This is a genomic window from Mycolicibacterium smegmatis (genome assembly GCF_001457595.1).
GTDB classification, from domain to species: Bacteria; Actinomycetota; Actinomycetes; order Mycobacteriales; family Mycobacteriaceae; genus Mycobacterium; species Mycobacterium smegmatis.
In genome coordinates this window covers 603,685-627,013 of sequence record NZ_LN831039.1, presented here as the reverse complement: position 1 = coordinate 627,013, position 23,329 = coordinate 603,685, and the positions used below count along the sequence as shown (strand labels likewise).

26 protein-coding genes are annotated in these 23,329 nt (G+C 67.0%); 12 read left to right on the top strand and 14 right to left on the bottom strand.

Annotated features, from left to right (window positions below):
* The first annotated feature begins 2 nt into the window (after positions 1–2).
* Genes AT701_RS02725 through AT701_RS02700 form a run of 6 tightly spaced genes read left to right on the top strand, consistent with a single transcriptional unit; the run spans position 3 to position 6,876 of the window.
* Positions 3–1,058 (top strand): MSMEG_0568 family radical SAM protein, encoded by a 1,056-nt coding sequence (locus AT701_RS02725; protein ID WP_014876804.1) that lies wholly within the window; start codon positions 3–5, stop codon positions 1,056–1,058.
* Positions 1,058–2,479: an MSMEG_0567/sll0787 family protein gene (locus tag AT701_RS02720; protein WP_003891988.1), complete on the top strand. Its 1,422-nt coding sequence runs from the start codon at positions 1,058–1,060 to the stop codon at positions 2,477–2,479. Before AT701_RS02725 ends, AT701_RS02720 begins: the two co-directional genes overlap by 1 nt.
* A 9-nt stretch (positions 2,480–2,488) precedes the next feature.
* A complete protein-coding gene (locus AT701_RS02715) occupies positions 2,489–3,337 on the top strand; it encodes a carbon-nitrogen hydrolase family protein (protein ID WP_058125110.1) in 849 nt (282 codons plus the stop codon).
* Positions 3,337–4,431 (top strand): MSMEG_0565 family glycosyltransferase, encoded by a 1,095-nt coding sequence (locus AT701_RS02710; RefSeq protein WP_014876802.1) that lies wholly within the window; start codon positions 3,337–3,339, stop codon positions 4,429–4,431. Before AT701_RS02715 ends, AT701_RS02710 begins: the two co-directional genes overlap by 1 nt.
* A gap of 11 nt (positions 4,432–4,442) precedes the next feature.
* On the top strand, positions 4,443–5,855 hold the full coding sequence (locus AT701_RS02705; protein ID WP_003891985.1) for an NCS2 family permease: 1,413 nt from the start codon (positions 4,443–4,445) through the stop codon (positions 5,853–5,855).
* 34 nt (positions 5,856–5,889) lie between these two features.
* Complete coding sequence (locus AT701_RS02700; protein WP_058125109.1) at positions 5,890–6,876, top strand: DUF808 domain-containing protein; 987 nt, start codon at positions 5,890–5,892, stop codon at positions 6,874–6,876.
* On the opposite strand, the gene AT701_RS02695 is transcribed toward AT701_RS02700, so the two are convergent.
* Both AT701_RS02695 and AT701_RS02690 read right to left on the bottom strand, forming a co-directional pair.
* Complete coding sequence (locus tag AT701_RS02695; RefSeq protein ID WP_058125108.1) at positions 6,865–7,620, bottom strand: hypothetical protein; 756 nt, start codon at positions 7,618–7,620, stop codon at positions 6,865–6,867. The two genes, AT701_RS02700 and AT701_RS02695, sit on opposite strands and share 12 nt — an antisense overlap.
* Positions 7,621–7,667: 47 nt before the next feature.
* Complete coding sequence (locus tag AT701_RS02690) at positions 7,668–8,348, bottom strand: TetR/AcrR family transcriptional regulator C-terminal domain-containing protein (RefSeq protein ID WP_058125107.1); 681 nt, start codon at positions 8,346–8,348, stop codon at positions 7,668–7,670.
* Positions 8,349–8,484: 136 nt separating this feature from the next.
* Here AT701_RS02690 and AT701_RS02685 point away from each other — a divergent pair, with 136 nt between their 5' ends.
* Positions 8,485–9,549, top strand: a complete 1,065-nt coding sequence (locus tag AT701_RS02685) for an NAD(P)H-dependent amine dehydrogenase family protein (protein WP_058125106.1) — start codon at positions 8,485–8,487, stop codon at positions 9,547–9,549.
* 117 nt (positions 9,550–9,666) lie between these two features.
* Positions 9,667–9,870, top strand: a complete 204-nt coding sequence (locus tag AT701_RS02680; RefSeq protein WP_003891980.1) for a cold-shock protein — start codon at positions 9,667–9,669, stop codon at positions 9,868–9,870.
* Between the two features lie 72 nt (positions 9,871–9,942).
* Here AT701_RS02680 and AT701_RS02675 read toward each other — a convergent pair whose 3' ends face one another.
* The 7 genes from AT701_RS02675 to AT701_RS02645 all read right to left on the bottom strand — a co-directional run bounded on the left by AT701_RS02675 (position 9,943) and on the right by AT701_RS02645 (position 15,409).
* On the bottom strand, positions 9,943–10,470 hold the full coding sequence (locus tag AT701_RS02675) for a DUF5994 family protein (RefSeq protein WP_003891979.1): 528 nt from the start codon (positions 10,468–10,470) through the stop codon (positions 9,943–9,945).
* Positions 10,467–10,604 carry a hypothetical protein gene (locus AT701_RS35215; RefSeq protein ID WP_003891978.1) on the bottom strand — a complete coding sequence of 46 codons (138 nt, stop codon included), beginning with the start codon at positions 10,602–10,604 and terminating at the stop codon, positions 10,467–10,469. Before AT701_RS35215 ends, AT701_RS02675 begins: the two co-directional genes overlap by 4 nt.
* Positions 10,605–10,788: 184 nt before the next feature.
* Positions 10,789–11,844 carry an ABC transporter ATP-binding protein gene (locus AT701_RS02665; RefSeq protein WP_058125105.1) on the bottom strand — a complete coding sequence of 352 codons (1,056 nt, stop codon included), beginning with the start codon at positions 11,842–11,844 and terminating at the stop codon, positions 10,789–10,791.
* Positions 11,841–12,632, bottom strand: a complete 792-nt coding sequence (locus AT701_RS02660; protein WP_003891976.1) for a carbohydrate ABC transporter permease — start codon at positions 12,630–12,632, stop codon at positions 11,841–11,843. The genes AT701_RS02665 and AT701_RS02660 overlap by 4 nt, the downstream gene beginning before the upstream one ends.
* A complete protein-coding gene (locus tag AT701_RS02655) occupies positions 12,629–13,498 on the bottom strand; it encodes a carbohydrate ABC transporter permease (protein ID WP_003891975.1) in 870 nt (289 codons plus the stop codon). The genes AT701_RS02660 and AT701_RS02655 overlap by 4 nt, the downstream gene beginning before the upstream one ends.
* Positions 13,495–14,847, bottom strand: coding sequence for an ABC transporter substrate-binding protein (locus tag AT701_RS02650; RefSeq protein ID WP_003891974.1), 1,353 nt, complete (start codon positions 14,845–14,847; stop codon positions 13,495–13,497). Before AT701_RS02650 ends, AT701_RS02655 begins: the two co-directional genes overlap by 4 nt.
* Positions 14,848–14,914: 67 nt before the next feature.
* Complete coding sequence (locus AT701_RS02645; RefSeq protein ID WP_003891973.1) at positions 14,915–15,409, bottom strand: OsmC family protein; 495 nt, start codon at positions 15,407–15,409, stop codon at positions 14,915–14,917.
* An 88-nt stretch (positions 15,410–15,497) separates the two neighbouring features.
* Here AT701_RS02645 and AT701_RS02640 point away from each other — a divergent pair, with 88 nt between their 5' ends.
* The 3 genes from AT701_RS02640 to AT701_RS02630 are packed head-to-tail and all read left to right on the top strand — an operon-like array spanning position 15,498 to position 18,067.
* The gene (locus AT701_RS02640) at positions 15,498–16,280 is read left to right on the top strand and encodes an ABC transporter ATP-binding protein (RefSeq protein WP_011727032.1); all 783 of its coding nucleotides are present in this window, start codon (positions 15,498–15,500) and stop codon (positions 16,278–16,280) included.
* A 48-nt stretch (positions 16,281–16,328) separates the two neighbouring features.
* Entirely contained in the window at positions 16,329–17,297 is a 969-nt protein-coding gene (locus AT701_RS02635; protein ID WP_058125104.1) for an aliphatic sulfonate ABC transporter substrate-binding protein, read from the top strand.
* A 41-nt stretch (positions 17,298–17,338) separates the two neighbouring features.
* Complete coding sequence (locus AT701_RS02630; protein WP_058127509.1) at positions 17,339–18,067, top strand: ABC transporter permease; 729 nt, start codon at positions 17,339–17,341, stop codon at positions 18,065–18,067.
* Here AT701_RS02630 and AT701_RS02625 read toward each other — a convergent pair.
* Positions 18,064–18,942, bottom strand: a complete 879-nt coding sequence (locus AT701_RS02625) for a LysR family transcriptional regulator ArgP (RefSeq protein WP_058125103.1) — start codon at positions 18,940–18,942, stop codon at positions 18,064–18,066. The genes AT701_RS02630 and AT701_RS02625 overlap by 4 nt on opposite strands.
* A 108-nt stretch (positions 18,943–19,050) precedes the next feature.
* Between AT701_RS02625 and AT701_RS02620 the strand changes: the two genes are divergently transcribed.
* The gene (locus tag AT701_RS02620) at positions 19,051–19,878 is read left to right on the top strand and encodes a class I SAM-dependent methyltransferase (RefSeq protein WP_058125102.1); all 828 of its coding nucleotides are present in this window, start codon (positions 19,051–19,053) and stop codon (positions 19,876–19,878) included.
* Between the two features lie 75 nt (positions 19,879–19,953).
* On the opposite strand, the gene AT701_RS02615 is transcribed toward AT701_RS02620, so the two are convergent.
* Genes AT701_RS02615 through AT701_RS02600 form a run of 4 tightly spaced genes read right to left on the bottom strand, consistent with a single transcriptional unit; the run spans position 19,954 to position 23,157 of the window.
* Positions 19,954–20,613, bottom strand: coding sequence for a GntR family transcriptional regulator (locus AT701_RS02615; RefSeq protein ID WP_223495290.1), 660 nt, complete (start codon positions 20,611–20,613; stop codon positions 19,954–19,956).
* 20 nt (positions 20,614–20,633) lie between these two features.
* Positions 20,634–21,131, bottom strand: a complete 498-nt coding sequence (locus AT701_RS02610; RefSeq protein WP_058125100.1) for a flavin reductase family protein — start codon at positions 21,129–21,131, stop codon at positions 20,634–20,636.
* Positions 21,128–21,556, bottom strand: coding sequence for an ester cyclase (locus AT701_RS02605; protein ID WP_058125099.1), 429 nt, complete (start codon positions 21,554–21,556; stop codon positions 21,128–21,130). Before AT701_RS02605 ends, AT701_RS02610 begins: the two co-directional genes overlap by 4 nt.
* 14 nt (positions 21,557–21,570) lie before the next feature.
* Complete coding sequence (locus AT701_RS02600; protein WP_058125098.1) at positions 21,571–23,157, bottom strand: BCCT family transporter; 1,587 nt, start codon at positions 23,155–23,157, stop codon at positions 21,571–21,573.
* Positions 23,158–23,329: the final 172 nt, after the last annotated feature.

Sequence of the window (23,329 nt, the reverse complement as noted above, 5' to 3'; positions counted from 1 at the left end):
CCATGACAGTGTCCACACGAGTCGACCTCGCGCTCCTGGGTTTCCGCGGCCGGCCCCCGGTGCACCGGAACGCCGGCGCGGGCCCCAGCGCCGACGGCCACCTCGTCATCGACGGCCTCAACGCCGCGATCCCGCGTAACCCGCTCAGCCCGTTCGTCTTCGACGGCACACGCGTGCTGCTCGACGGCGAGGACACCGGACTGGACGTCGAGGTCATCGACCGGCCCCGCTTCTATGACCTCACGACCGGCGACGGCGTCCCCTACGAGAAACTCGCACGTCTGCACGGCCGCAACGTACTGGCCACCACCGTCGTGCAGACGTGTATCCGCTACTCCCCCGATCAGCGCTGCCGGTTCTGCACCATCGAGGAATCCCTGCGGTCCGGTGCCACCACGGCCGTCAAGCGGCCCGCCGAACTCGCCGAGGTCGCCGCTGCCGCGGTACGCCTCGACGGTGTGACACAGATGGTCATGACCACCGGCACGTCGGCCGGAACCGACCGCGGGGCACGGCATCTGGCGCGCTGCGTGCGAGCCGTGAAGGCCGCGGTGCCTGCGCTGCCGATTCAGGTCCAGTGCGAACCGCCCGCCGACCTCGCCGTGCTGTCCGAACTGCGTGCGGCCGGGGCCGATGCCATCGGGATCCACGTGGAGTCACTCGATGACGAGGTGCGAAGCCGGTGGATGCCGGGTAAGGCCACGGTCGCGCTGGATGCCTACCGGGCCGCGTGGCGTGAGGCGGTGCGCGTGTTCGGCCGCAACCAGGTGTCGACGTATCTGCTGGTGGGGCTCGGTGAGAACCCCGATGAGCTCGTCGCGGGTGCCGGCGAACTCATCGACATGGGTGTCTATCCGTTCGTGGTGCCGTTCCGTCCGCAGTCCGGCTCGCTGGCCACCGACGTCGATGGGGCGATCGCGCCGGACTCCGGGCTGGTCGAAAAGGTGTCACGCGCCGTCGCCGACCTGCTGCGGCAGGCCGGAATGTCAGGCGCCGATCAGCGGGCCGGGTGCGCGGCCTGCGGCGCCTGCTCGGTGCTGCAGAATCTGGGGGCCTGATGATCGAGTTCGACGTCAGCACACCATCACTGCCCGGCGACCTGTCCATTTTGGCCGGATCACGACCTACCGCACCGTTTCTCATCCGCCCGGCCGAGAACGCCGACGACCTCGCGAGTTACCGTCGGCTGCGCCGCGATTCGTTCGTGGTCGACCAGGGCATGTTCTCGGGCAGCGACCACGACGACATCGACGATGACCCGCGCGTCGTGGTGCTGATCGCGGCCGCTGCCGACGGATCGGTCCTGGGCGGGGTACGTCTGGCACCCGTCGGTGGAGTCGACCTGGGCTGGTGGACCGGCAGCCGGCTCGTGGTCGACAGGTCGACGCGCATCACCGGCATCGGGGCGGCGCTGGTCCGCGCCGCATGTGCGTACGCCGAATCCGCCGGTGTGCTCCGGTTCGAGGCCACCGTGCAGCGTCGATACCAGCCGATGTTCACCGCGCTCGGCTGGGACCCCCTGGGCGACGTCGAGATCGCCGCGCGCCCACACGTGTGGATGCGCCGACAGATCAACCCCTTCGATGCGCTCGCCGCGGCCACCAAATCGTTCCTCGGCGCGGCGTTGAACCCGCTTCGCGCGGTCGACGGCGCACTGGGACCGGCCGGATTCGTCGGCGACGACGGCTCACCTGTTCCCGGCACCGACCTGGTCGCGGCCTGCGACGCCATCATCCCGTCATTGGTGGAACGCGACCCGGAATGGGCGGGCTGGTGCTCGGTTCTGGTCAACATCAACGACCTCTCGGCCATGGGGGCGACGCCGACGGGACTGCTCGACGCAGTGGCCGCCCCGACGCGCGCGGTGCTGGACCGCATCATCGGCGGCATCGCGGCGGCATCCTCGGCGTGGGCTGTGCCGGTGCTCGGCGGCCACACGCAACTCGGCGTGCCCGCCGCGTTATCGGTCACCGCACTGGGCCACACCGTGTCGCCGGTACCCGCGGGTGGCGGCGTCGCCGGGGACCGGGTGCGGTTGACCGCCGACACCACCGGTCGGTGGCGTCGGGGATACACCGGACGCCAATGGGATTCGACAACATCGCGCAACAGTGCGGAACTGGCGTCGATGGCCGGTCTGGTCGCCCGCATGGCGCCCCGCGCGGCCAAGGATGTCAGCATGGCGGGCGTCGTCGGCACCGTGGGCATGCTGGCCGAAGCGAGCGGGACCGGGGCCGAATTGGATGTCGCGACGATCCCGCGACCCGCGTCGGCCGGCATGGCCCCCTGGCTGACGTGTTTTCCGGGTTTCGGCATGCTCACCGTGGGCGGCGCGCTGGGATCCGCGGCGGTGCCGGCAGGTGTGGCGAGTTCCGAGTGCGGGTCGTTGACCGCCGAACCGGGCGTGCGCCTACGCTGGCCGGACGGCGTGACGACGACGGCGCTGACGTCGCCGGTCACGGGTCTCGGGAAGGCGTGAGAGGAGCGCATGGCACCGGTCACCCTGGGCGCGGTCGCGGCGCATTTCGGCCGTGACCTGGACCGCGGCGTGACCAAGGTCGTCGGCATCATCGAGTCGGCGGCGCGTGACGGAGTCGATTTCCTGGTGTTTCCCGATGCGTGCCTGGGCGGCTACATCGGCGACTTCCACCGGCCCGATCCCGACGATCCACCGCCCGCGCTGACACTTGACGGCCCCGAGATCGCGGCCGTGGTCTCGGCCGCGGGGCCGATGACGGTGTGCGTGGGCTATGCCGAGTCCGCGCCGGGCGGGGGACGGTACAACGCGGCGGTATGTGTCTGCGGAGACGGGGTTTTGGGCACGTACCGCAAGGTGCACCAACCGGTCGGGGAATCGCTGACGTATCTGGCGGGCGACACCTTCAGCACGTTCCACACGCCGGTCGGCCGCGTGGGCATGCTCATCGACTACGACAAGACGTTCCCCGAGGCCGCACGAACACTTGCCATGGGCGGCGCCGACATCATCGCCGCGCTGTCCGCGTGGCCGGCCAGCGTCACCGACCGCGCCTCGCGCCTGCCCGCAGACCGCCAGTCGCGGCTGTTCGATCTCTACGACTGCGCGCGCGCGGCCGAGAACCAGGTGGTGCTGGTGTCGTCCAACCAGACCGGCGTGATGGGGAATCTGCGTTTCCTCGGGCAGGCCAAGGTGGTCGGGCCCGGCGGCGACATCCTGGCGACCACGCGGTCCAAAGGCGGGCTGGCCAAGGTCGAGATCGATGTTCATGCCGAGATCACGCGTGCCAGAAGAGTTTTGAACCACCTCACCGAGTTGCGTCCGGGCAGTTACCACGTAGCGTCGGAGGCGGACCGATGATGCGGGTGGCGTTGCTGACCTATTCCACCAAGCCTCGCGGCGGTGTGGTGCACACGCTGTACCTCGCCGAGGCGATGGCACGCCTGGGCGTCGACGTGACCGTGTGGTCTCTGGCACGCAGCGGCGACCGCGGTTTCTTCCGTGAGATCAATCCCGCCGTCACGGTCCGTCTCGTCGAATTCGTCGACCATCCCGGCGATACGGTCACCGACCGGATCCTGCGGTCCATCGAGACCCTGCGCGACGCCTTCACCCCGGCCGATTACGACATCGTCCACGCGCAGGACTGCATCAGCGCCAACGCGGTCGGTCCGTGCATCCGCACCATCCACCACCTCGACCAGTTCAAGACTCCGGTGCTCGCGGAATGCCACGAGAAGGCCATCGCAGAACCCTACGCCCGGATCTGTGTGTCCGCGGCGGTCGCCGCCGAGGTGCGCGCCGGGTGGGGGTTCGACCCGGTCGTCATCCCGAACGGTGTTGACGCGCAACGGTTCAGCGCCGCCGCGGCCCAGGAGGCCGGGATCCGGCGCTGGCGCGACGAGTTGGGCTCCTATGTGCTGACGGTGGGCGGAATCGAACCGCGCAAGGGCACCCTCGATCTGGTCGAGGCCTATGCCATGCTGCGGCAACGGCACCCGGAGGTGTCGCTCGTAATCGGCGGCGGCGAGACGTTGTTCGACTACCGCGACTACCGCAGCGCGTTCGAGCGACGCTGCACGGAACTGGGCGTGGAACCGGTGATTCTGGGCGCGGTCGCCGACGACGAACTGCCCGGCCTCGTGGCAGGTTGTGACGTGTTCGCGTTTCCTTCGACCAAGGAAGGTTTCGGGCTGGCCGCGATGGAGGCGCTGGCGGCCGGGCGCCCAGTGGTGACGCGCGATCTTCCCGTGCTGCGCGAGGTGTTCGGCGACACCGTCGGCTTCGCGGCCGATCCGGCCGGATTCGCCCGGGAAATGACTGCGGCGCTGGAAGAACCGGCCGACCCCGCGCCCGGCCGGACGCTCGCCGCAGCCATGACGTGGACGCAGGCCGCGAAGACACACGTCAACTTCTACCGCACACTCCGCACACAGGACGGCCCGCACCCATAGGGTCATCACTTATGAATCGCCTCGATCGCTTCTTCGACATCACGGCGCGCGGGTCGACCCTCACCGCTGAGATCCGCGGTGGTGTCGTCACGTTCATCGCGATGGCGTACATCATCGTGCTGAACCCGGTCATCCTCTCCAGTGCGCCCGACGTGGACGGCAACAATCTGGAGTTCGCTCAGGTGTCGGCGGTCACGTCGCTGGCCGCGGGCGTCATGACGATTCTGTTCGGCCTCGTCGCGCGATTGCCGTTCGCGTTCGCCGCGGGCCTCGGCATCAACTCGTTCCTCGCCACCACCGTCGTCGGCTCCGTCACGTGGCCCGAGGCGATGGGCCTGGTGGTCATCAACGGTCTGATCATCGTGCTGCTGGCCGCGACCGGGCTGCGACGCCTGGTCTTCGACGCCGTCCCCATGCAGCTCAAGCTCGCGATCACCGCGGGCATCGGGTTGTTCATCCTGTTCATCGGTGTGGTCGACGCGGGCTTCATCGGTTCGACGGGCCTGCCGTCGCCGCCGGTGGGACTGGGCGCGGGCGGCGAGGGCTCCATCAACACCGTGCCGACCGTCGTGTTCGTGTTCACGCTGCTGGTCACCGGGATCCTTGTCGCGCGCCGCGTACGCGGCGGCATCCTGATCGGGCTCGTGGCAGGCACCGTCGTCGCCGTCGTGATCGAGGCGATCTGGCACCTCGGCTCGGCCGTCGAAAAGCCCGGCGGCTGGGGACTTTCGGTGCCGTCGCTGTCGGGTTCTCCGTTCGCCATGCCCGATCTGTCACTGGTGGGCGAGGTGAGCCTCGGCAGCTTCAGCCGCATCGGCGCGCTGGCGGCCATCATGCTGGTGTTCACCCTGGTCTTCGCCAACTTCTTCGATGCCATGGGCACCATGACGGGTCTGTCCCGCGAGGCCGGCCTGTCCGACCCGCAGGGCACGTTCCCCCGGTTGAAATCGGCGCTGATCGTCGAGGGCACCGGCGCCGTCGTCGGCGGCGCCTCGTCGGCATCGTCGAACACGGTCTTCATCGAATCCGGTGCGGGCATCGAGGAAGGCGCCCGCACGGGCCTGGCCAACCTGATCACGGGTGTGCTGTTCCTGGCGGCGATGTTCGTGGCGCCGCTGGCGTCGGTCGTGCCGACCGAGGTGGCCGCGGCCGCGCTCGTGGTCGTCGGCGCCATGATGGTGTCGCATCTGCGCCACATCGACCTCTCCGAGTTCTCCGTGGCCCTGCCGGTCGTCCTCACGGTGGCGACCATGGCGTTCAGCTACTCGATTGCCAACGGCATCGGCGTCGGCTTCGTGGCGTGGGTGGTGCTGCGGTCCGCGGCCGGGAAGTTCCGCGAGATCAGTCCTTTGCTGTGGGTCGTGGCGCTCGGATTCGTGCTGTACTTCGCGCGCGGGTGGATCGAGTCCTTCATCGGCATGTGAACGCCGGTAGCCTTCCCACCATGGGGATGACGCGATGAGCGCCGGTCTGTTCGGCCTTCTCGACGACGTGGCCGCACTCGCGCGCCTCGCCGCGGCCTCGGTCGACGACATCGGCGCGGCGGCCGGACGCGCGACCGCGAAAGCGGCCGGTGTGGTCATCGACGACACCGCGGTGACACCGCAGTACGTGCACGGCATCACCGCCGAGCGTGAGTTGCCGATCATCAAGAAGATCGCAATCGGGTCGATCCGCAACAAGATCGTGTTCATCCTCCCGGCGATTTTGCTGCTCAGCCAGTTCGTCCCCGTGCTGCTGACGCCGATCCTGATGGTGGGCGCCACCTACCTCTGCTACGAGGGCGCCGAAAAGGTGTGGGGCTGGTTCCCCGGTCACCACGGCCACGACCCGCATGCCACGCCGAGCGCGGTGACCGGCGCCGACGCCGAGAAATCCGTGGTGTCCGGCGCGATTCGCACCGACCTCATCCTGTCGGCCGAGATCATGGTGATCGCGCTCAACGAGGTGGCGAGCGAGGCCTTCCTCCCGCGGCTGGCGATCCTGGTGGTGGTGGCGTTCGTGATCACCGCGGGCGTGTACGGCGTGGTCGCGGCGATCGTGAAGATGGACGACATCGGCCTGCACCTCGCGCAGCGCAGTTCGCGCATCGCACGCAAGATCGGCCGCGGCCTCGTCGCGGGCATGCCCAAGCTGCTGTCGGCGCTGGCCACGATCGGCACCGTGGCGATGCTGTGGGTGGGCGGTCACATCCTGCTGGTCGGCACCGACACGCTCGGCTGGCACTCGCCCTACGGTGTCGTCCACCACCTCGAGGAAGCCGTGCACCACGCGGTGCCGGGTGCCGGCGCGGTGCTCGCCTGGCTGGTCAACACCGGCATCTCCGCGGTAATCGGACTGGTCGTGGGCGCGATCGTCGTCCTCGTGATGCATCTGTTGCCGTTCGGCAAGAAGGACGCGAAGAAGGACGCGAAGAAAGACGACAAGGACGCGTCACACGCGTAGCGGCGCCCGGTCGTCGGCTGGCGCGCCGTGCTGCGCGATCCACTTCTGCCCGGCATCGGCGGCCCGCACCAACGCCCCGTACTCGCCGAGATAGTCGGCCACCGCACCGATCCACGGAAGCATGCCCAGGTAGCGGAACGGCGCGCGGGGATGCGGCCGCCTGTCCAGCTCGTCGCCGATCGCGTTGAGTATCCCGGCCAGATGCCACACCCGCTGCACGAGCGACATGTCGGCCGGTTCGTCCTCGGTCTGCGCCCGCGGCGTCTGGGTCAGGTCGCGGCCGCACAGCACCGCCGCGAGCATCCGGACCTGCGTGTCATGGTCTGTCACACCGCACTCGCGGGCGACCGCACACAGCACGAGAGCCTGGTTGGTGAACCCGAGCAGGTCCTGCAGCGGTAGCCGATCGGCGACCACCCCGAACACCCCCGGGAACGCCACGATGACGGTGTCCAGCGCGCCGACCCGGTGCACCCACCAGCCGATCCGCTCGGCACGGTCCTTGCCCTCCCACGACCTGGTGCCCGGGATGTCGGCGCAGTCGAGCACGCAGGCGATCCGGTCGAGCACGGTGCCGACGACGCCGTCGCCCTCGCCGAGGTAGTGCGTCCGGCGCCGCAGCCCCAGCGGGTCCAGGTCGGCGATCGCGTCGAGGATCAGGCCGATCGGTCCGACCGCCCGGCTCAGCACGGCAGCGACCTGCTCGTCGGCGACGTCCACATGCGGCATGGGTATGAGTGCCATGCCGTCATCTTGCTGTACGGAGCGGCACGGGCACGCGACAGGACGAACTAGTCGCCACGCTCCAAGATGCGTTCGAGACCGGCGACGACGATGCCGAGGTTGAAGTCCAGGTCGGTCGCGCTCGCCTCGGTGCGACGCGCGACGACTGCGCCGAGCAGTGGAAAGTGGTCGGCGTCGAAGTCCTGCAGGGCACGGGCCACCTCGGGCATCTGGTGGTGCAAGCGCGAATCGGCGGCACCCAGCACGTCATGGGCCGCCGACATCGCCAACCCGGACACCAGCGTGAGGATCCGTCCGGCGTCGTCGATGCCGAACCCGACGGCGGTGAGCGTGGCCAGCACGCGCTCGGTCAAGCCCAGGCTCGCCGCGCCACCGACACCGCTGATCCGGAAGTTCATGCGGGTCGCGCCGTATTTGAGCACGCCTTGGTGAATCGCGTTGGCATAGGCCCGCAGGACGTCCTGCCAGGCCGCGTCGGCGGGCAGATCGATGGCGCCCAGTTCGGTGTCGAACAGATCGGCCACGACGAGTTCGAGAAGGCCGTCACGATCGCCGACGTAGTAGTGCAGCGCCGTGCGGTCGACGCCGAGCGCATCGGCCACGGCCTGCATGGTGAGCGACTCGGGGGCGATCTGCCGCGCGGCTGCGACGATCTGATCGCGATCGATGCGACGCGGCCTGCCGCGACGCCGCCGGCGTGCACCGTCTTCTGCTCGCCCGGCCGTCACGTCGCCAACAGTAGGACACCCACGACGACCGGCAACTGTGATCCGGTCCGGGCATTGACATCGCGTGTTACTTTTCTCACGCTCGTGAAAAATCCGTGCGGCCGCGACGAAGCGCCCGACGAAGGGAGTCCGACAAGTGCCTGACACCACTCGCTACCGGGTCGTCCAATGGACCACCGGCAACGTGGGCAAGAGTTCGGTGGCCGCGATCGCCAAGAACCCGACCCTGGAGCTGGTGGGCTGTTATGCCTGGTCAGGGGACAAGGTGGGCAAGGACGTCGGCGAATTGTGCGGAATCGAGCCGCTCGGGGTGAGCGCGACCGACGACGTCGATGCCCTGCTGGCGCTCAAGCCCGACGTGGTCGTGTACAACCCCATGTGGATCAACGTCGACGAACTGGTGCGCATCCTCGAGTCCGGCGTGAACGTGGTCGCGACGGCGTCGTTCATCACCGGGCACAACCAGGGCACCGGCCGTGACCGGATCGCCGAGGCCTGCGCACGGGGCGGGTCGTCGATGTTCGGCTCGGGCATCAGCCCCGGCTACGTCAACCAGTTGTCGGTGGTCGCCGCGGGGATCTGCGACCGCGTCGACAAGATCACCGTCAACGAGGCCGCCGACACCACGTTCTACGACTCCCCCGCCACCGAGAAACCCGTCAGCTTCGGCCAACCCATCGATCACCCCGACCTGCAGGCGATGACCGCGCACGGCACGGGCGTGTTCGGCGAGGCTGTGCGGATGGTCGCCGACGCCCTCGGCATCGAACTCGACGAAGTACGCTGCGATGCCGAATACGCCCAGACCACAGAGGATCTCGACCTGGGCTCGTGGACCATCCCGGCGGGCTGCGTGGCGGGCGTGTATGCGAGCTGGAAGGGCATCGTCGCCGGCCATACCCGTGTCGAGATCAACGTCCGCTGGCGCAAAGGCCAGACGCTGCAACCGGATTGGAAGATCGATCAGGACGGTTGGGTCATCGAGGTGGCAGGCAGGCCGACGGTCACCATGAAGGTCGGCTTCCTCCCGCCGCCCGATTTCGAGGCCACCACACTCGAAGAATTCATGGTGCTCGGCCACATCATGACCGCCACGCCTCCGCTCAATGCGATCCCCGCAGTGGTGGCCGCGCCCCCCGGCATCGTCACCTACAACGACCTGCCGCTGATCCTGCCGCGGGGCGTGGTGCCGACACCTTAGTGCATGGGATAGGAAAGGCAAACTGGCTCAATAATTTTCATTTCCTGCCCAGAGATGTGCTAGGGTGGGCGATCCGGCGTTTTTGGTTCGTCCGGATTGAATGAGAGAAGTAAACATATGGCACAGGGAACTGTGAAATGGTTCAACGGCGAAAAGGGCTTCGGCTTCATCGCCCCTGATGGCGGCGCTCCGGACGTCTTCGTCCACTACTCCGAGATCAGCGGCAGCGGTTTCCGCTCGCTCGAGGAGAATCAGCGCGTCGAGTTCGAGATCACGCAGGGTGCCAAGGGCCCCCAGGCAGTTGGCGTTACCGCGGTCTGATCGACCCCCAGACGTAACAGTGGGCTGGTACGGAATTTTCCGTACCAGTCCATTTCTGTTTGTGCTACCGGATCACGCCCCGGCAGGCGACTCCACACTGGCGGTCGGAACCCCCGCGCCTTCAGCACGGCGTCCCAGCCATCGCGCCGACTCCTGTTGGGCGGCACCCATGATGCGCACGGCAGTGTCGTACAGCGGGGTGCTGCGCACGGTGCTCTCGATCAACATTCCTGCCGCACAACGCATGACGATGCCACCGAGAGCTTCGGACGTCATGTGGGGAACGACGAGGAGTTTCACGCACTCCGCACGGCCGGCCACCGACATCACCCGCGGACGCGTCGGCTTGAAGGCGGCCTGAGTCCGGCTGCCCGCGGCGATGGTGTTGAGGTCCAACTGACCCTCGCCCGGTGACCAGTTGATGTTGATGTCGACGATCTCGCCGAGCGGGCGTTGCAGCACCTCGACGAGCTCAGGCAGTTCCTTGGCGACCGACGCGCTGCGAGGCCACCAGGCCCCGTCGATATCGCGCCCCAGTCTCTTGGCCAGGGTCAGACGAACCGGGCTCGCCAGCCGTCGCGACCCGACCAGCCCGTTCACGACGGCCGCTTGTCGGCGCGCTGTTGGTGGGGGCGATCCGAGAAGAGCGGTCCCGTGACCGGCTCGGCCGTGCGCTTCTCGGGCGGCATGGTCTCGTGCTTCTCGGGGTGTGAAAACAGGTTGGACGTATCCATAAACAAGTCCTTGAAGTGCGGGTTCGACCCACACACGTAGTTGCGGGCGAGCGAAGAAGATTTCGCAGGCCGGCCGTTCGATGGGGTGTCAGGTGAGGCGTCGGACGCCAGAGGTGTAACGCTGACGAGAGCGGCCTACCTTCGAATCTACACCCTGCACGCGCGCAGGACCCAGCAACCGTGGTCAGATGCGCGCTCCGGTGCTGTCGAACAGATGCGTGCGCCCCGGGCGCGCCTGCACCGAGACCGGGTCCCCGGCCGCTGGAACGCCGGCCCACTCCGACACCGTGGCGGCCTCGGCGACCGCGGTGAGCCGGTGCGCACCCGCCCGGATGATCAGCACGTAGCGCGGGCCGAGCAACTCGACCAGCTCCACACGGCCCGGGCCGGAGGGATCCGGGGCCACCAGAAGATCCTCTGGACGCACCCCGAGCGTCACGTCGTCCCGGTCGTCGCCCGCAACCACCAGGGTCAGCCCGTCGGCCTCGAATCGACCCGCCCGCAGCCGTCCCGGCACGAGGTTCATGCTCGGCGATCCGATGAACCCGGCGACAAACGTGTTGGCCGGGCGCCGGTAGAGCTCCTCGGGCGTGCCGACCTGAGCGATCGAACCCGCGTCGAGCACGACGAGCTGATCGGCGATGGTCATCGCCTCTTCCTGGTCGTGGGTGACGTACAGCGACGTGATGCCCGTTTCGGTTTGCAGACGCCGGATCTCGGAGCGCAGTTCGACACGCAGCTTGGCGTCCAGATTGCTCAACGGCTCGTCGAACAGGAACACCGAAGGCGTCCGCACCAGGGCGCGTGCGATGGCCACGCGTTGCTGCTGTCCGCCCGAGAGCTGACGCGGCCTGCGGTCCAACAGCGCGGTGATCCCCACACGTTCGGCCGCCTGGGCAACGCGTTGCTCCACTTCGGTTTTGGCCACTCCGCTGTTCCTCAACGGAAAACCGACATTGCCCGCGACCGTCAGATGCGGGTACAGGGCGTAGTTCTGGAAGACCATCGCGACGTCGCGTTCGCGCGGGGTGGCACTCGTGACGTCACGGCCGGCGATGCGCACCGCACCCTTGTCGGCGGTCTCCAGGCCGGCGACGATGCGCAGGGTGGTCGATTTCCCACAGCCCGAAGGGCCGACGAGCACCGTCAGCGTGCCGTCACGCAGGGTCAGGTCCAGCCCGTCGACCACGGCGCTGCCGCCGTAGGTCTTGGTGATTCCGCTGAGTTCGATGGTGCTCACTTGGTGGCTCCTGTGGTGAGGCCGCCGACGAGGTGACGCTGCGCGGCGAGCGCGAGTACGTAGACCGGCGCCAGGCCGAGCAGTCCGGCGGCGGCCTGCTGGCCGAACTGCACGTTGCGGTCGCCCTGGAACAGCGACAGACCGACGGTCAGGGTCTGGCTCTCCTTGGTCACGGCGAGATAGACGGCGAACAGAAAGTCGTTGTAGCTCAGGAAGAAGGCGACGAGTAGCGCCGCGACGATGCCGGGCCACAGCAGCGGCAGGATGATCTTGCGGAAGGCCGCGGCCACCGACAGACCGTCGATCACTGCCGCCTCGTCGATCTCGATGGGGATCCGTCGGACGAAGCCGTCGAGCAGCCAGACCGCGACCGGGACGTTGGCGATTCCGTTCACGAGGATCAGCCCGGCCAGGTTGTTGGTGAGGCCCACGTGGCGCAGCAGGAAGAACAGCGGGATGATCGCGACGATCGGCGGTGCGCAATAGCTCGCCAGCAGCACCGTCAGCAGACGTTCGCCTCGGGTGTGGCGCGCCGTGAAATATGCCGCGGGAGCGGCGATCAACACCGCGAGCAGTGCCCCACCCACCGCCGCGACCCACGAGTTCTGCAGCATGGTGCCCAGCTCGATGGTGTCGAAGACCTTGACGAAGTTGCTCAGCGTCAACGACGTCGGAAACAGGCTGGAGTTCAACACGTCCTCGGCCGGCCTCAGCGCCAGCGAGACCAGATAGCCGACGGGCATCAGCGCCACGAGGACAGCGAATACCAGCGCAGCACGGGCTTTCATCCGTCACCCTTCAGTGCGCGTGCTCGCAGCGTCGTGACGACGGTGGAGACCGCGCCGACGACGAGTCCGAACACCAGGGTCTGGGCGGCCGCGGTGCCCATGTCGAAACTGCCGCGCAATCCGGTCTGGTAGATCACGTACGGCGACAGCGACGTCGAGAATCCCGGTCCGCCCGCGGTGACCACCACGATGAGGTCGAACACCTTGTACCCGATCACGAGTTCCAGCAGCACCACGGCCAGGAGCGTCGGGGCGATCGCAGGCCAGGTCACCGTCGTGAAGGTGCGCCACGAGTTGGCGCCGTCGATCCGTGCGGACTCGAGGAGTTCCGGGCGCACGACGCCGAGCGCAGCGAACGCGATCAGTACGGCGAACGGTGTCCACTGCCAGATGTGGATGAGCAGGAGCACCACGAACGCACCGGTGCCCGAACCCAGTGGATTGAAGCCGTGCAGGCCCACACTGTCGAAGACCCCTGCCAGACCTCCGCCCACCGGCGCCAGCAGCAGTTTCCACGCCACCCCGACCAGCACCGGCGCGGTGACCAGCGGCAGCAAGAACAGCGCACCGATGATCCCGAACCGGGACCCCTTCTGGCGCAACAACAGTGCGATGGCCAGTCCCAGGGTCGTGGTCACGATCGCCGCGACGACGGCGAATACCGATGACCGCACCAGAGACGGCGTGAACGCGGGCGAGGCGAACGCGGCGGTGAAGTTGTCGCCTCCGACGAAACCGCGAAGCGGTTTGGCCAACGACGATTTCGTCAGCGCCAAGGCCACCAGGTACCCCATCGGGTACACCAGGAACAGCGCGAGCCCCGCCATCGCCGGTACCGCCAACCACAGCGGAACCCGCTTGCTCATGACGAGGCGCTGTCCCAGCTCGCCTGCGCCTGCTCCAGCGACTGCTCGACGGTCTGCGTGCCTGCGATGGCAAGCGCAAGCTGATCCACGAGGTCCTGCAACAGCTTCGGCGCACCGGCCTGCTTGGGCCACACCAGCGGGTCACCGCCCAGCCCCTGCCGGATCGGGGCGACGGCATTGGTGACCACCTTGGCGTAGCCGTCGGAGTCGAGCACCTCGCCGCGCACCGGATCGATGCCCGCACCGGCCGTCGAGGACACGGCGAGGTTCTGCGGGGCGGCGGTGGCCCATGCGATGAATGCCGCAGCGGCGTCGGTGTTCTCGGACGCCGTGGAGATCCCGAGGCCGAAGCCGGCATCGAGCGCCGTTCGCGGTGTGGTGTTGGCGCCACCTACGGGCAGTGAGACCGCGCCCCAGCGTCCCGCGATCTTCGATGCGGTCGGATCTTCCGCGCGCAAGGCCATGTCGGTCCAGGTGTCCAGCATGGCGCCCTGCCCGCTGAGGAACGCGGTGTTGGCCTGGTCGAAACCGATCTGCAGCGGGGTGGGCAAAGCGGCGGGGGTCACCGCGACGAGATGCTCGAGCGCCGCGATCGAGGCGTCGGACGTCAGTGCCGGTTTCCCGTTCTCGTCGAACAGGTTTCCGCCGTAGCCCGTCAGCCGGTTGATGTAGGAGCAGCCCAGGATCATGGGCACCTGCTGGCCGGAGACGATCGCGCCGTACGCCGTTCCGCGTGCGTCCTTGGTGATCTTGGCGGCCACCTCGTCGTACTCGTCCCACGTCGTGGGAGGTTCGACCTTGTAGCGGTCGAACAGTTCGGCGTTGTAGAACAGGATGTGGATGTCACCGTCGTAGGGCAGGCCGTAGCGTTTGCCGTCGAGCAGGGTGTACGGATCGTAGATCGACTTCAGGTAGCCGCTGACGTCCAGTTCGCCCTGGCGGTTGTCGATCCAGTCGGTGAGCTCCACGAGCGCATCGGCATCCACGAGGTCACCGAGACCGAAGTAGAAGTAGTCGAAGACGTCGAATTCACCGGTCCCGCTTTGGACGTCGAGAATCTGCTTGCTGGTGAGCTGGTCGTAGGGCGCCGCGGTGACATCGAGGGTGCCGCCGGTCGCCTCCTGCCACGCCGGGGCCAGAACGTCGCGGAACGACGTCACGTGTGGCTGGTTGACCAGCAGCTTGAGCGTGACGCCTTCGAATCGGCCCGATACGGGCGCGTCGGCGGCGAGCGCGCTGTTGCCACCGGAGGACCCGCAGGCCGCCAGGGCCGGAGCGAGCATGGCCGCGCCGCCGGCCAGTCCGAGCAGTTGCAGCGCCCGACGGCGCGTGAAGGCTGGTGAAGTCACGAGCGGCGAGGCTATGCCGGGACGCCGGAGGTTGGGGAGAGTAAAACTCAGCCCGATCCTGATGCGATCAGTCGACGATGAATTCCGGTTCGGCGCGCACCGGGAAGTTGACCGAGTTGGCGATGAAGCACATCTCGTGGGCCTTCTCGTGCAGCGCAGCGGCGTCCTCGCGTCGCGAGCCGTCGGCCAGCGTGACCTCGGGGTGCAGCGTCACGTCGACGAATGCACCACTGCCGCCCGAGCTTTCGGTCATCGTCCCGGCGGGACGGTCGCGGTACGCCGTCACCACGATCCCCGCCTGCGCACACAACGCGAGGTACCAGAGCATGTGGCACTGCGACAGGCTCGCCACCAGAAGCTCTTCGGGATTCCAGCGCTGTTCCTTGCCGCGGAACGCCGGATCCGAGCTGCCGGCGATCACCGGCTTGCCGGTGACACCCACCCCGGCGACCTCGTGGTCACGCTCGAACGCGCGGTATCCGCTCGTCCCCGATCCGGTGTTGCCGGTCCAGGTCACCTCGACCTCGTAGCGGTGCGTGCGGGGCCCTCGATCGGCTGCCATGGATCCGACGGTAGCAATCCGCGCAAACCAGAAAATTTCCCGTAGCAAAAATCTTGACCTTGATCGGAGGTGCCTCTAGCCTGCGCGGGTGACTTCGACCGACCTGGCGCCGGCACGAGTTTCGGTGCGCAACGTGGGCCGGACTTTCGGGACACACACGGTGTTGCGTGACATCGACCTGGAGATCGAACCGGGCGAGGTCATCGCGCTGCTCGGATCGTCGGGCAGCGGGAAATCGACGTTGCTGCGCCTCATCGCGGGCCTCGACCTACCCACCGAAGGCCTCATCGAGATCGACGGCGACGCCATCCGCGAGACCGATCCGCGCTGCGCCATCGTGTTCCAGGAACCACGGTTGTTCCCATGGCGCTCACTGGCCGGCAACGTCGCCTACGGGCTGCCTCGGGGTACGAGCCGAACCGAAGGCGCCGAGACAGTGCGCCACTGGCTCGAGGTCGTCGGCCTGCAGGAGTTCGCCGACCACCGTCCGCGGCAGGTCTCCGGCGGCATGGCCCAGCGCGCAGGCCTGGCGCGCGCACTGGCCCGGCGTCCGCGTGTACTGCTGCTCGACGAACCGCTGGCCGCACTCGACGCCCTCACCCGGCTGCAGATGCAGATGCTGCTCGACAAGGTCCAGCAGGAAGCCGGCACCACCACGATTCTCGTGACCCACGATGTCGAGGAGGCCGTGATCCTCGCCGACCGAGTCCTGCTCCTGCGCGCCGACAACGACGGCACCGCGGGCCTGGCCGCGTCGTTCGATGTGACCATCCCCAAGCCGCGCGACCGCGGTGACCCACGCGTCATCGAGTTGCGCGACCTGCTGCTCGACGAACTCGGCGTCCCCCGCACCGCACCCGAAGCCACCTGACATCAGGCCGGACAACCAGGCCGCACTGCCCGAGAAAGCGGAATACACATGAGAATTCGTCACTTGGCCACATTGCTGACGGCCGTCGCCCTCGCCGCGACCTCGGCCGCCTGCAGTTCCGAGGGCAGTGAGTCGTCGGACAAGGACATCCGGCTCGACTACGCCTACTACAACCCGTTGAGCCTGGTCGTGCGTGACCAGAAGCTGCTGGAGAACCAGGGGTACAACGTCACCTGGATCTTGTCCGCGGGCAGCAACAAGGCCAACGAGGGAGTGCGCTCGAACGCGCTGGACTTCGGGTCGACAGCGGGCTCGGCGGCGCTGGTCGCCCGCGCCAACGGCACCCCGCTGAAGGTGGTCGACGTCTACAGCCAGCCGGAATGGACCGCACTGGTGGTCGCCAAGGATTCACCGGTCAAGTCGGTGGCCGACCTCAAGGGCAAGAAGATCGCGGTGACCAAGGGCACCGATCCGTACTTCTTCCTGCTGCAGGCCCTCGATGCGAACGGTCTTTCGGCAAGCGACGTCGAGATCGTGAATCTGCAGCACGCGGACGGCAAGACGGCGCTCGAGCGCGGTGACGTCGACGCGTGGTCCGGTCTGGACCCGTTCATGGCGCAGACCGTCCAGGAGCAGGGCGCCCGCCTGCTGTACCGCAATCCCGAGTTCAATTCCTATGGGGTGCTCAATGTTCGCGAGGACTTCAGCGCAGCGCATCCCGACACCGTCCAGGCGGTGGTGAACAGCTATGAGGAGGCCCGCAAATGGGCGCTGGAGCACCCAGCCGAACTGACGACGCTGCTGGCGCAGGAAGCGAAGATCAGCCAGTCGGTGGCCGAGGAGGAGATGGAGCGGACGGCTCTGGACATCGACCCGGTGCCGGGGGCGGCGCAGAAGACCGTGCTGGAGAAGATCGTTCCGATCGCGGTGGCCGACGGAGACATCAAATCCGAGCAGGCCGCCCAGGAGGCGCTGGGGACGCTGCTGGATCCGCAGTTCGCGCAGAACGCGGACTGAGAATCCGCGCAGCGCTGCTGAACAAGCTCTCACTGTTCGTGGTGGGCTTGATCGTTCCGGTGGCGCTGCTGGTGATCTGGCATCTGGTCGCCAAGAGCGGGGCGTTCTCCCCCAGTCAGCTGCCCCCGCCCGGGGACGTGCTCGAGGCGCTCGGCGAGTTGTTGCGTCGCGGCGACCTGTGGACGCATCTGCAGACCAGTGTGTCGCGTGTGTTCGCCGGCTATCTCGCGGGCGCGGCCGTCGCACTGGTCCTCGGATCGCTGATCGGCCTGTCGGCCACTGTGCGCCGCTTGTTCGCGCCGACGGTCGCGGCGTTGCGCACGGTGCCGTCGCTGGCGTGGGTTCCGTTGCTGCTGTTGTGGTTCGGCATCGGTGAGACGCCGAAGGTCACGCTTGTCGCGATCGGCGCGTTCTTCCCGATCTACACGACGACGGCGTCGGCCCTCTCACACGTGGACGCCCAGCTTCTCGAGGTGGGTCGTGCCTACGGACGTCGCGGTGCGGCTCTGGTGACCACGGTGATGCTGCCCGCGGCGGCACCCGCTCTGGTGAACGGCCTGCGACTCGGACTCGCCAACGCGTGGCTGTTCCTGGTCGCCGCCGAGCTGATCGCGTCGTCGAAGGGCTTGGGCTTCATGCTCATCGACAGCCAGAACACCGGGCGCACCGACATCATGCTGTTGGCCATCGGGCTTTTGGCCGGGCTGGGCAAGCTCACCGACTCGCTGTTCGGGATCTTCGAGGCGCGACTGGTGCGCAAGCGCAGCTAGAGTTCTGCGGCCGTTCGACGGCCGCGCAGGCGCGCACTCGCCGCCAGCACCGCGTCGGTGATCGCCTGTACCAACGGGCTGTCGAGTTTCCAGCACTGCCAGAACAGCGGCACGTCCAGGTGATGCTCGGTGATCGGCACGAACGACGCGTCGACGAGGTCCTCGGGATACATGCCCCAGCCCAGGCCGGCGCGCACGGCCGCGCCGAAGCCCTCCGCGGTCGGGATGAAGTGCACGGGCCGGGTGATGTCGCGACGGAACACCTTGCGCACCAGCTGATCCTGCAGGCGGTCGTCGCGATTCCAGGCCAGCGAGGGCGCCGCGGCCACTGCCTCACGGGTGAATCCGTCGGGCAGATACCTGGCCGTGTACTCGGCGCTGGCGACCGGTTTGTACCGCATGGCGCCCAGTGGGTGCACGCGGCACCCCGACACCGGTGTGCGCTCGGTGGTCACCGCACCCATCACCACGCCCTCGCGCACGAAACGCGCCGACAGGTCCTGGTCCTCGATGCGGATGTCGAACAGGACGTCCGGCAGGCGCCGGAACACCCCGGTGAACCACGAGGCCATCGAATCGGCGTTGACCGCCAACGCCATTCGTGGCCGGTGCGACGATCCACCGCCCATCTCGGCCAGCGCCTCGGATTCCAGCAACGCCGTCTGTGCAGCCAGCCGCAGCAGCGGGACACCGGCAGGTGTTGCCGTGCATGGCTTTTCCCGCACGACCAGAACCTGGCCGACCCGCTGCTCCAGTGCTTTGATGCGCTGGCTGACCGCTGACGGCGTCACATGCAGCCGGGCCGCGGCCGCGTCGAAGCTGCCGAGTTCGATCACCGCGGCGAAGGCCGCGAGTTGCTGACCGTCGATCTGCACGTAAGCGATGCTAATCGCATTGCCAGATGATCAACTGGGCTTATCCAAGGCCGGGAGCCGCCGACAAAATGACGTGCGAGCGCTCCAGGACTCTGCGAAGCTCCTCGGGTGGTCGAAGACTGGCGGACACTGAACCTGGCCAACTGGGAGGCCCGGGTCCCGCTGCACGTGAGCCCTGGGGGATACGACCTCGACAGCTTCAGCGATCCTCGACATCTTTCCGGCGTCGTACGGTACGACCTACCGCGACTCGGTGACATCACGGGCCTGGATGTGGTGCACCTGCAATGCCATATCGGAACCGACACCGTGTCGCTGGCCCGACTCGGGGCCCAATCGGTGACCGGACTGGACTTCTCCCCCTCCGCGATCGCCGCGGCCAACGACCTCGCGGCGCGCGCTGCCGCTCGCGTCACGTTCGTCGAGTCCGACGTGTACGACGCGGCCGTGGTCCTCGGCAGGGAGTCGTGCGATCTGGTCTACACCGGCATCGGTGCGTTGTGCTGGCTACCCGACATCCGGCGTTGGGCCACGGTGGTCGCCCAACTGCTGCGCCCCGGTGGCCGGCTGTTCATGCGTGAAGGTCATCCCATGCTCGACACGATCGACGAGACCCGATCCGACGACCTTCTGGTGGTGCACTACCCCTATTTCGAGACAGCGGGATCCCCGTTCACCGAAACCACCACGTACGGCGGCGAAGGAACCGTGTCCGCGCCGAAGGGGGTGGCGTTCAACCACGGCCTCGGCGAGGTCTTCACGGCCCTCACCGAGGCCGGGCTCACGGTCACCGCGCTCGAAGAGCACCGAGAAGCGCCGTGGAAGGCGTTGGTTCAGGGGATGATCGAGAGCACCGAATTCGAGGGTGAGTACGTGCTCGCCGAACACCCCGAACGTCTTCCCCTCACCTATACGATCCAGGCGCGCAAGCCCTGATGCTGCTCGCACGCCGCCCGAACCTGTGGTGGCTGATCTTCAATCACTCTGTCGCTGCAAGTTTCGGAGGTGCGATCAGAGGTCCAGTTCGAGGCCGGCCATCAGCGCCTGCCTGCTGGCCCGGACATGTTCGCGCATCACCCGTTCGGCACTGTCACCATCCTTCGCGATGATGAGATCGAGCACGACGTGATGTTCGCGGTCTGATTGCAGCGGCCGGCCCGGCTGGCTCAGCGAGGTGTGCACCAGCCGTGCATAGGCCAGTTGATTCATCAGCATGCGGTAGTGGGCTTCCAGCTTGTTGTTGTCGGCACCCATGATGAGCAGGTTGTGGAACTCCTCGACCAATTCCGCGTAACGGACGCGGTCATCCCGCGCGACAGCATCGTCGGCCTGCCGGAGGTTTTCCTCGAGCTTGTCGATTTCCGGTACGCGCCCCCGTTGCGCTAGCAATCGCGCCGCGGCCCCCTCCAGGAGTTCCTTCATCTGGAACAGCTCGGTGATCTCACGGCGCGACGGAGTGGTGACGAACGTTCCTACTCTGGGCCGGATCTCGATGAGCCCCTCGGTCTGCAGCTGCTTGAACGTCTCACGCACCGGTGTGCGAGAGACGCCGAACTCCTCGGCGATCGCCAGCTCGGAGATGTTGACGCCTGGCTTGATCTCTCCCGAGATGATGCGCCGCCGGATCTCTTCGATCAGCCGACCCTGGATCGAGCCGTTCTTGCTGGTCACTGCCGCTCCCTCGTCAACTCTCACAGCGGGGCCAGATTGCCGCCGTCGAAGAACTTACCGTCGCTGTACACCATCGGACTTCGCCCTGATGTCTCGGCGTGGACCACGCGGCACATGAACACTGTGTGCGTGCTGGCCTGCAGCCTCTCGCGAATCTCGGCTTCCATTGCCGCGGCACTGCGGTCGATCAGCGGGCTGCCGAAGGGACCCGGTGACCAGCGTAATCCGGCGAACTTGTCCTCGGACTTCGATGCAAACCGCCCCACGACGTCGAGTTGATCCGCAGAGAGGATGTTGATTGCCAGATGGTCGGAGCGAAACAGGCACGCGTGGGTCGCCGACGTGTGCTGCACCGCGACCATGACCGTCGGCGGTTCCAGCGAGACACTGGCGTACGCGTTCACCGCAAGGCCTCGCGGGGCGTCACCGTCGAGTGCGGTGACCACGGTAACACCGGTGACGAACTGCCGGTTGACCTGCTTCATCAGGTCCATACCGGGCGTCGGCACCTCGATCATCGGTCCTGCCCGATCGCGATGATTCCGAGCGCGGTCAACAGCGCGCGGGGGTCCCAGGTGACGTGTTCTTCGACGATGCGGTCGTTGTCGAACCGCGCGAAGGTTGCGCCGCTGACAGTGACCTCACGTTTGGTGGCGGGCACCCCGAGAAAGGAGTGTTCGTGGCTGCCGGTGCTGTGCCAGCGGATGGCCGCGCGGTCGCCTTCCACCACCACTTCGTCGACGACGGTGGCGAGATCAGGGAATGCCGAACGGGTCGCGGTGATCGAGGATTTGAACTCGTCGCGGTTCTGCGTGCTCCCCGTGCCGCTGATCCGCTGGTACGACTCGGAGAGGAGGTCGTCGAGTGCATCGACGTCGCCGGTATCCCACGCGGCGCCCCATGCGGAGGAGATGCGCTTCCGACGAGTCTCGTTGTCACTCATGGGGTTCCTTTCGGTCAATCGTCAATGAGGTCAACGATCGGTGCTTGTGGCGTCGTGCGCCGCTGGTCGGCGATCAGGTCCTTCCAGAACGACACGGCCAGGCAGGCGATGATGATCAGGAAGGGCAGGGACGCGACGATCACCGTGTTCTGCAGTGCATCGAGGCCGTCGGCGAACATCAGCACGATGGCCGTGACCCCTGTGAGCACACCCCAGAGGATGAGCACACTGCGGCGCGGCGCCAGAGCGCCGCCGCTGGTCATCATCCCGAGGACGAAGGTGTTGGCGTCGGCACCGGAGATGAAGAAGATCAGCACGAGCAGGATCGCCACCACCGAAGTGACCGAGGCCAACGGGAAGTGATCCAGCGTCGCGAAGAACGCGCTGTTGATGTCCGCGGCAGTCTGTTCGGCGATGTCGCCACCCTCGTACATGTCGACATGTATTGCGGTTCCGCCGAACACAGTAAACCAGGTGAAGAAGACCACGCTAGGCACGACCAGGACACCGACCACGAACCCGCGGATTGTGCGGCCTCTCGAGATCCGGGCCAGGAACACTCCCACAAAGGCGGCCCACGCGACCCACCAGGCCAGCATGAAGTAAGTCCACCACTGCATCCATTGGAGGTCACCGAACGCTGTGCCCTGCAGACTCATTCGGAAGAAGTCAGTCGCCCAGGTGCCGAGTGATTCGATGTACAGATTGACGACGAAGACGGTCGGTCCCGCCGCGAGCATGAACAGGAACAGCGCAACGGCCAACACCGTGCTTCCCTGGCTGAGGAGCTTGATTCCCCTACTCACCCCGGTGACTGCGGACATCGTGAAGATCGCGGTGACGGCCGCGATGATGACGACCTGACTGATGCTGTTGACGGGGATGCCGAACATCGAGAAAAGGCCGTTGTTGATCTGAAGAGCGCCAAGCCCCAATGAGGTCGTCGTGCCGAAAAGCGTGGCGAACACCGCAAGCACGTCGATGAGCTTTCCGATCGGGCCGTTGACCCGGTCCCCGAGCAGCGGCACGAACAGTTGACTGACCAGCATGCGCCGGCCCACGCGATAGGTGGAATACGCGATGGCCAGGCCGAAGACGGCGAAAACCGCCCAGGCGTGCAGCCCCCAGTCGAAGTAGGAGTACTGCATCGCGCGCACGGCGGCTTGCGGTGTGCCGGGTTCGGCGAGTCCGTGTGGCGGCGCGCTGAGATGCGAGATCGGTTCAGCGACACCGTATGAGACCAATCCGATTCCCATCACGGCGCTGAGGATCATCGCCAGCCAGGTGACGGTCTTGAACTCCGGCCGGTCGGTGTCCTTGCCGAGCCTGGTGTTCCCGTAGGGGCTGAAGGCCAAGAAGACCAGGAAGACCAGGATGCCCAGCGTGATCACGAGGTAGAGCCAGCCGAAGCTGCCGGTCACCCAATTCAGCGATGCCGACGTGACCTTGTTGAGATTTTCGGTGAACAGCACCGCCCATGCGACGAAGACGGCCGAGATGGCCACCGACGTCCAGAACACGGATCCGAGCCTCCCGGTCGAGCGATCCGGTTTTTCAAAGGCGGTGGCTGCGACGGGTGCGGTGCCAAGGTCACTGGTCATGCGATTCTCCAGGGAGCGCCTATCGGTTCTGGCATACAACAGAATGTAAGCGCAGCCACAACAGAGTGTCAACGGCTGGCGAGAAGTCGCTCCGCCGCACTGAGCAAGTGTCGCATTACACGCTTGTTACCTGCGTATATCTCATAGCCTTTTTGGTCAGTACCGTATTCGA

What these genes read in the sequence shown, in the direction of transcription:
- AT701_RS02725 (WP_014876804.1), top strand. Translation starts at nt 3, where the DNA reads ATGACAGTGTCCACACGAGTCGACCTCGCGCTCCTGGGTTTCCGCGGC.
- AT701_RS02645 (WP_003891973.1), bottom strand. Translation starts at nt 15,409, where the DNA reads ATGGCAGCCGATCGAGGGCCCCGCACGCACCGCTACGAGGTCGAGGTG.
- AT701_RS02660 (WP_003891976.1), bottom strand. Translation starts at nt 12,632, where the DNA reads ATGAAAGCCCGTGCTGCGCTGGTATTCGCTGTCCTCGTGGCGCTGATG.
- AT701_RS02680 (WP_003891980.1), top strand. Translation starts at nt 9,667, where the DNA reads ATGGCACAGGGAACTGTGAAATGGTTCAACGGCGAAAAGGGCTTCGGC.
- AT701_RS02695 (WP_058125108.1), bottom strand. Translation starts at nt 7,620, where the DNA reads ATGGCACTCATACCCATGCCGCATGTGGACGTCGCCGACGAGCAGGTC.
- AT701_RS35215 (WP_003891978.1), bottom strand. Translation starts at nt 10,604, where the DNA reads ATGGATACGTCCAACCTGTTTTCACACCCCGAGAAGCACGAGACCATG.
- AT701_RS02705 (WP_003891985.1), top strand. Translation starts at nt 4,443, where the DNA reads ATGAATCGCCTCGATCGCTTCTTCGACATCACGGCGCGCGGGTCGACC.
- AT701_RS02710 (WP_014876802.1), top strand. Translation starts at nt 3,337, where the DNA reads ATGCGGGTGGCGTTGCTGACCTATTCCACCAAGCCTCGCGGCGGTGTG.
- AT701_RS02605 (WP_058125099.1), bottom strand. Translation starts at nt 21,556, where the DNA reads ATGAGTGACAACGAGACTCGTCGGAAGCGCATCTCCTCCGCATGGGGC.
- AT701_RS02635 (WP_058125104.1), top strand. Translation starts at nt 16,329, where the DNA reads ATGAGAATTCGTCACTTGGCCACATTGCTGACGGCCGTCGCCCTCGCC.
- AT701_RS02655 (WP_003891975.1), bottom strand. Translation starts at nt 13,498, where the DNA reads ATGAGCAAGCGGGTTCCGCTGTGGTTGGCGGTACCGGCGATGGCGGGG.
- AT701_RS02700 (WP_058125109.1), top strand. Translation starts at nt 5,890, where the DNA reads ATGAGCGCCGGTCTGTTCGGCCTTCTCGACGACGTGGCCGCACTCGCG.
- AT701_RS02600 (WP_058125098.1), bottom strand. Translation starts at nt 23,157, where the DNA reads ATGACCAGTGACCTTGGCACCGCACCCGTCGCAGCCACCGCCTTTGAA.
- AT701_RS02720 (WP_003891988.1), top strand. Translation starts at nt 1,058, where the DNA reads ATGATCGAGTTCGACGTCAGCACACCATCACTGCCCGGCGACCTGTCC.
- AT701_RS02610 (WP_058125100.1), bottom strand. Translation starts at nt 21,131, where the DNA reads ATGATCGAGGTGCCGACGCCCGGTATGGACCTGATGAAGCAGGTCAAC.
- AT701_RS02715 (WP_058125110.1), top strand. Translation starts at nt 2,489, where the DNA reads ATGGCACCGGTCACCCTGGGCGCGGTCGCGGCGCATTTCGGCCGTGAC.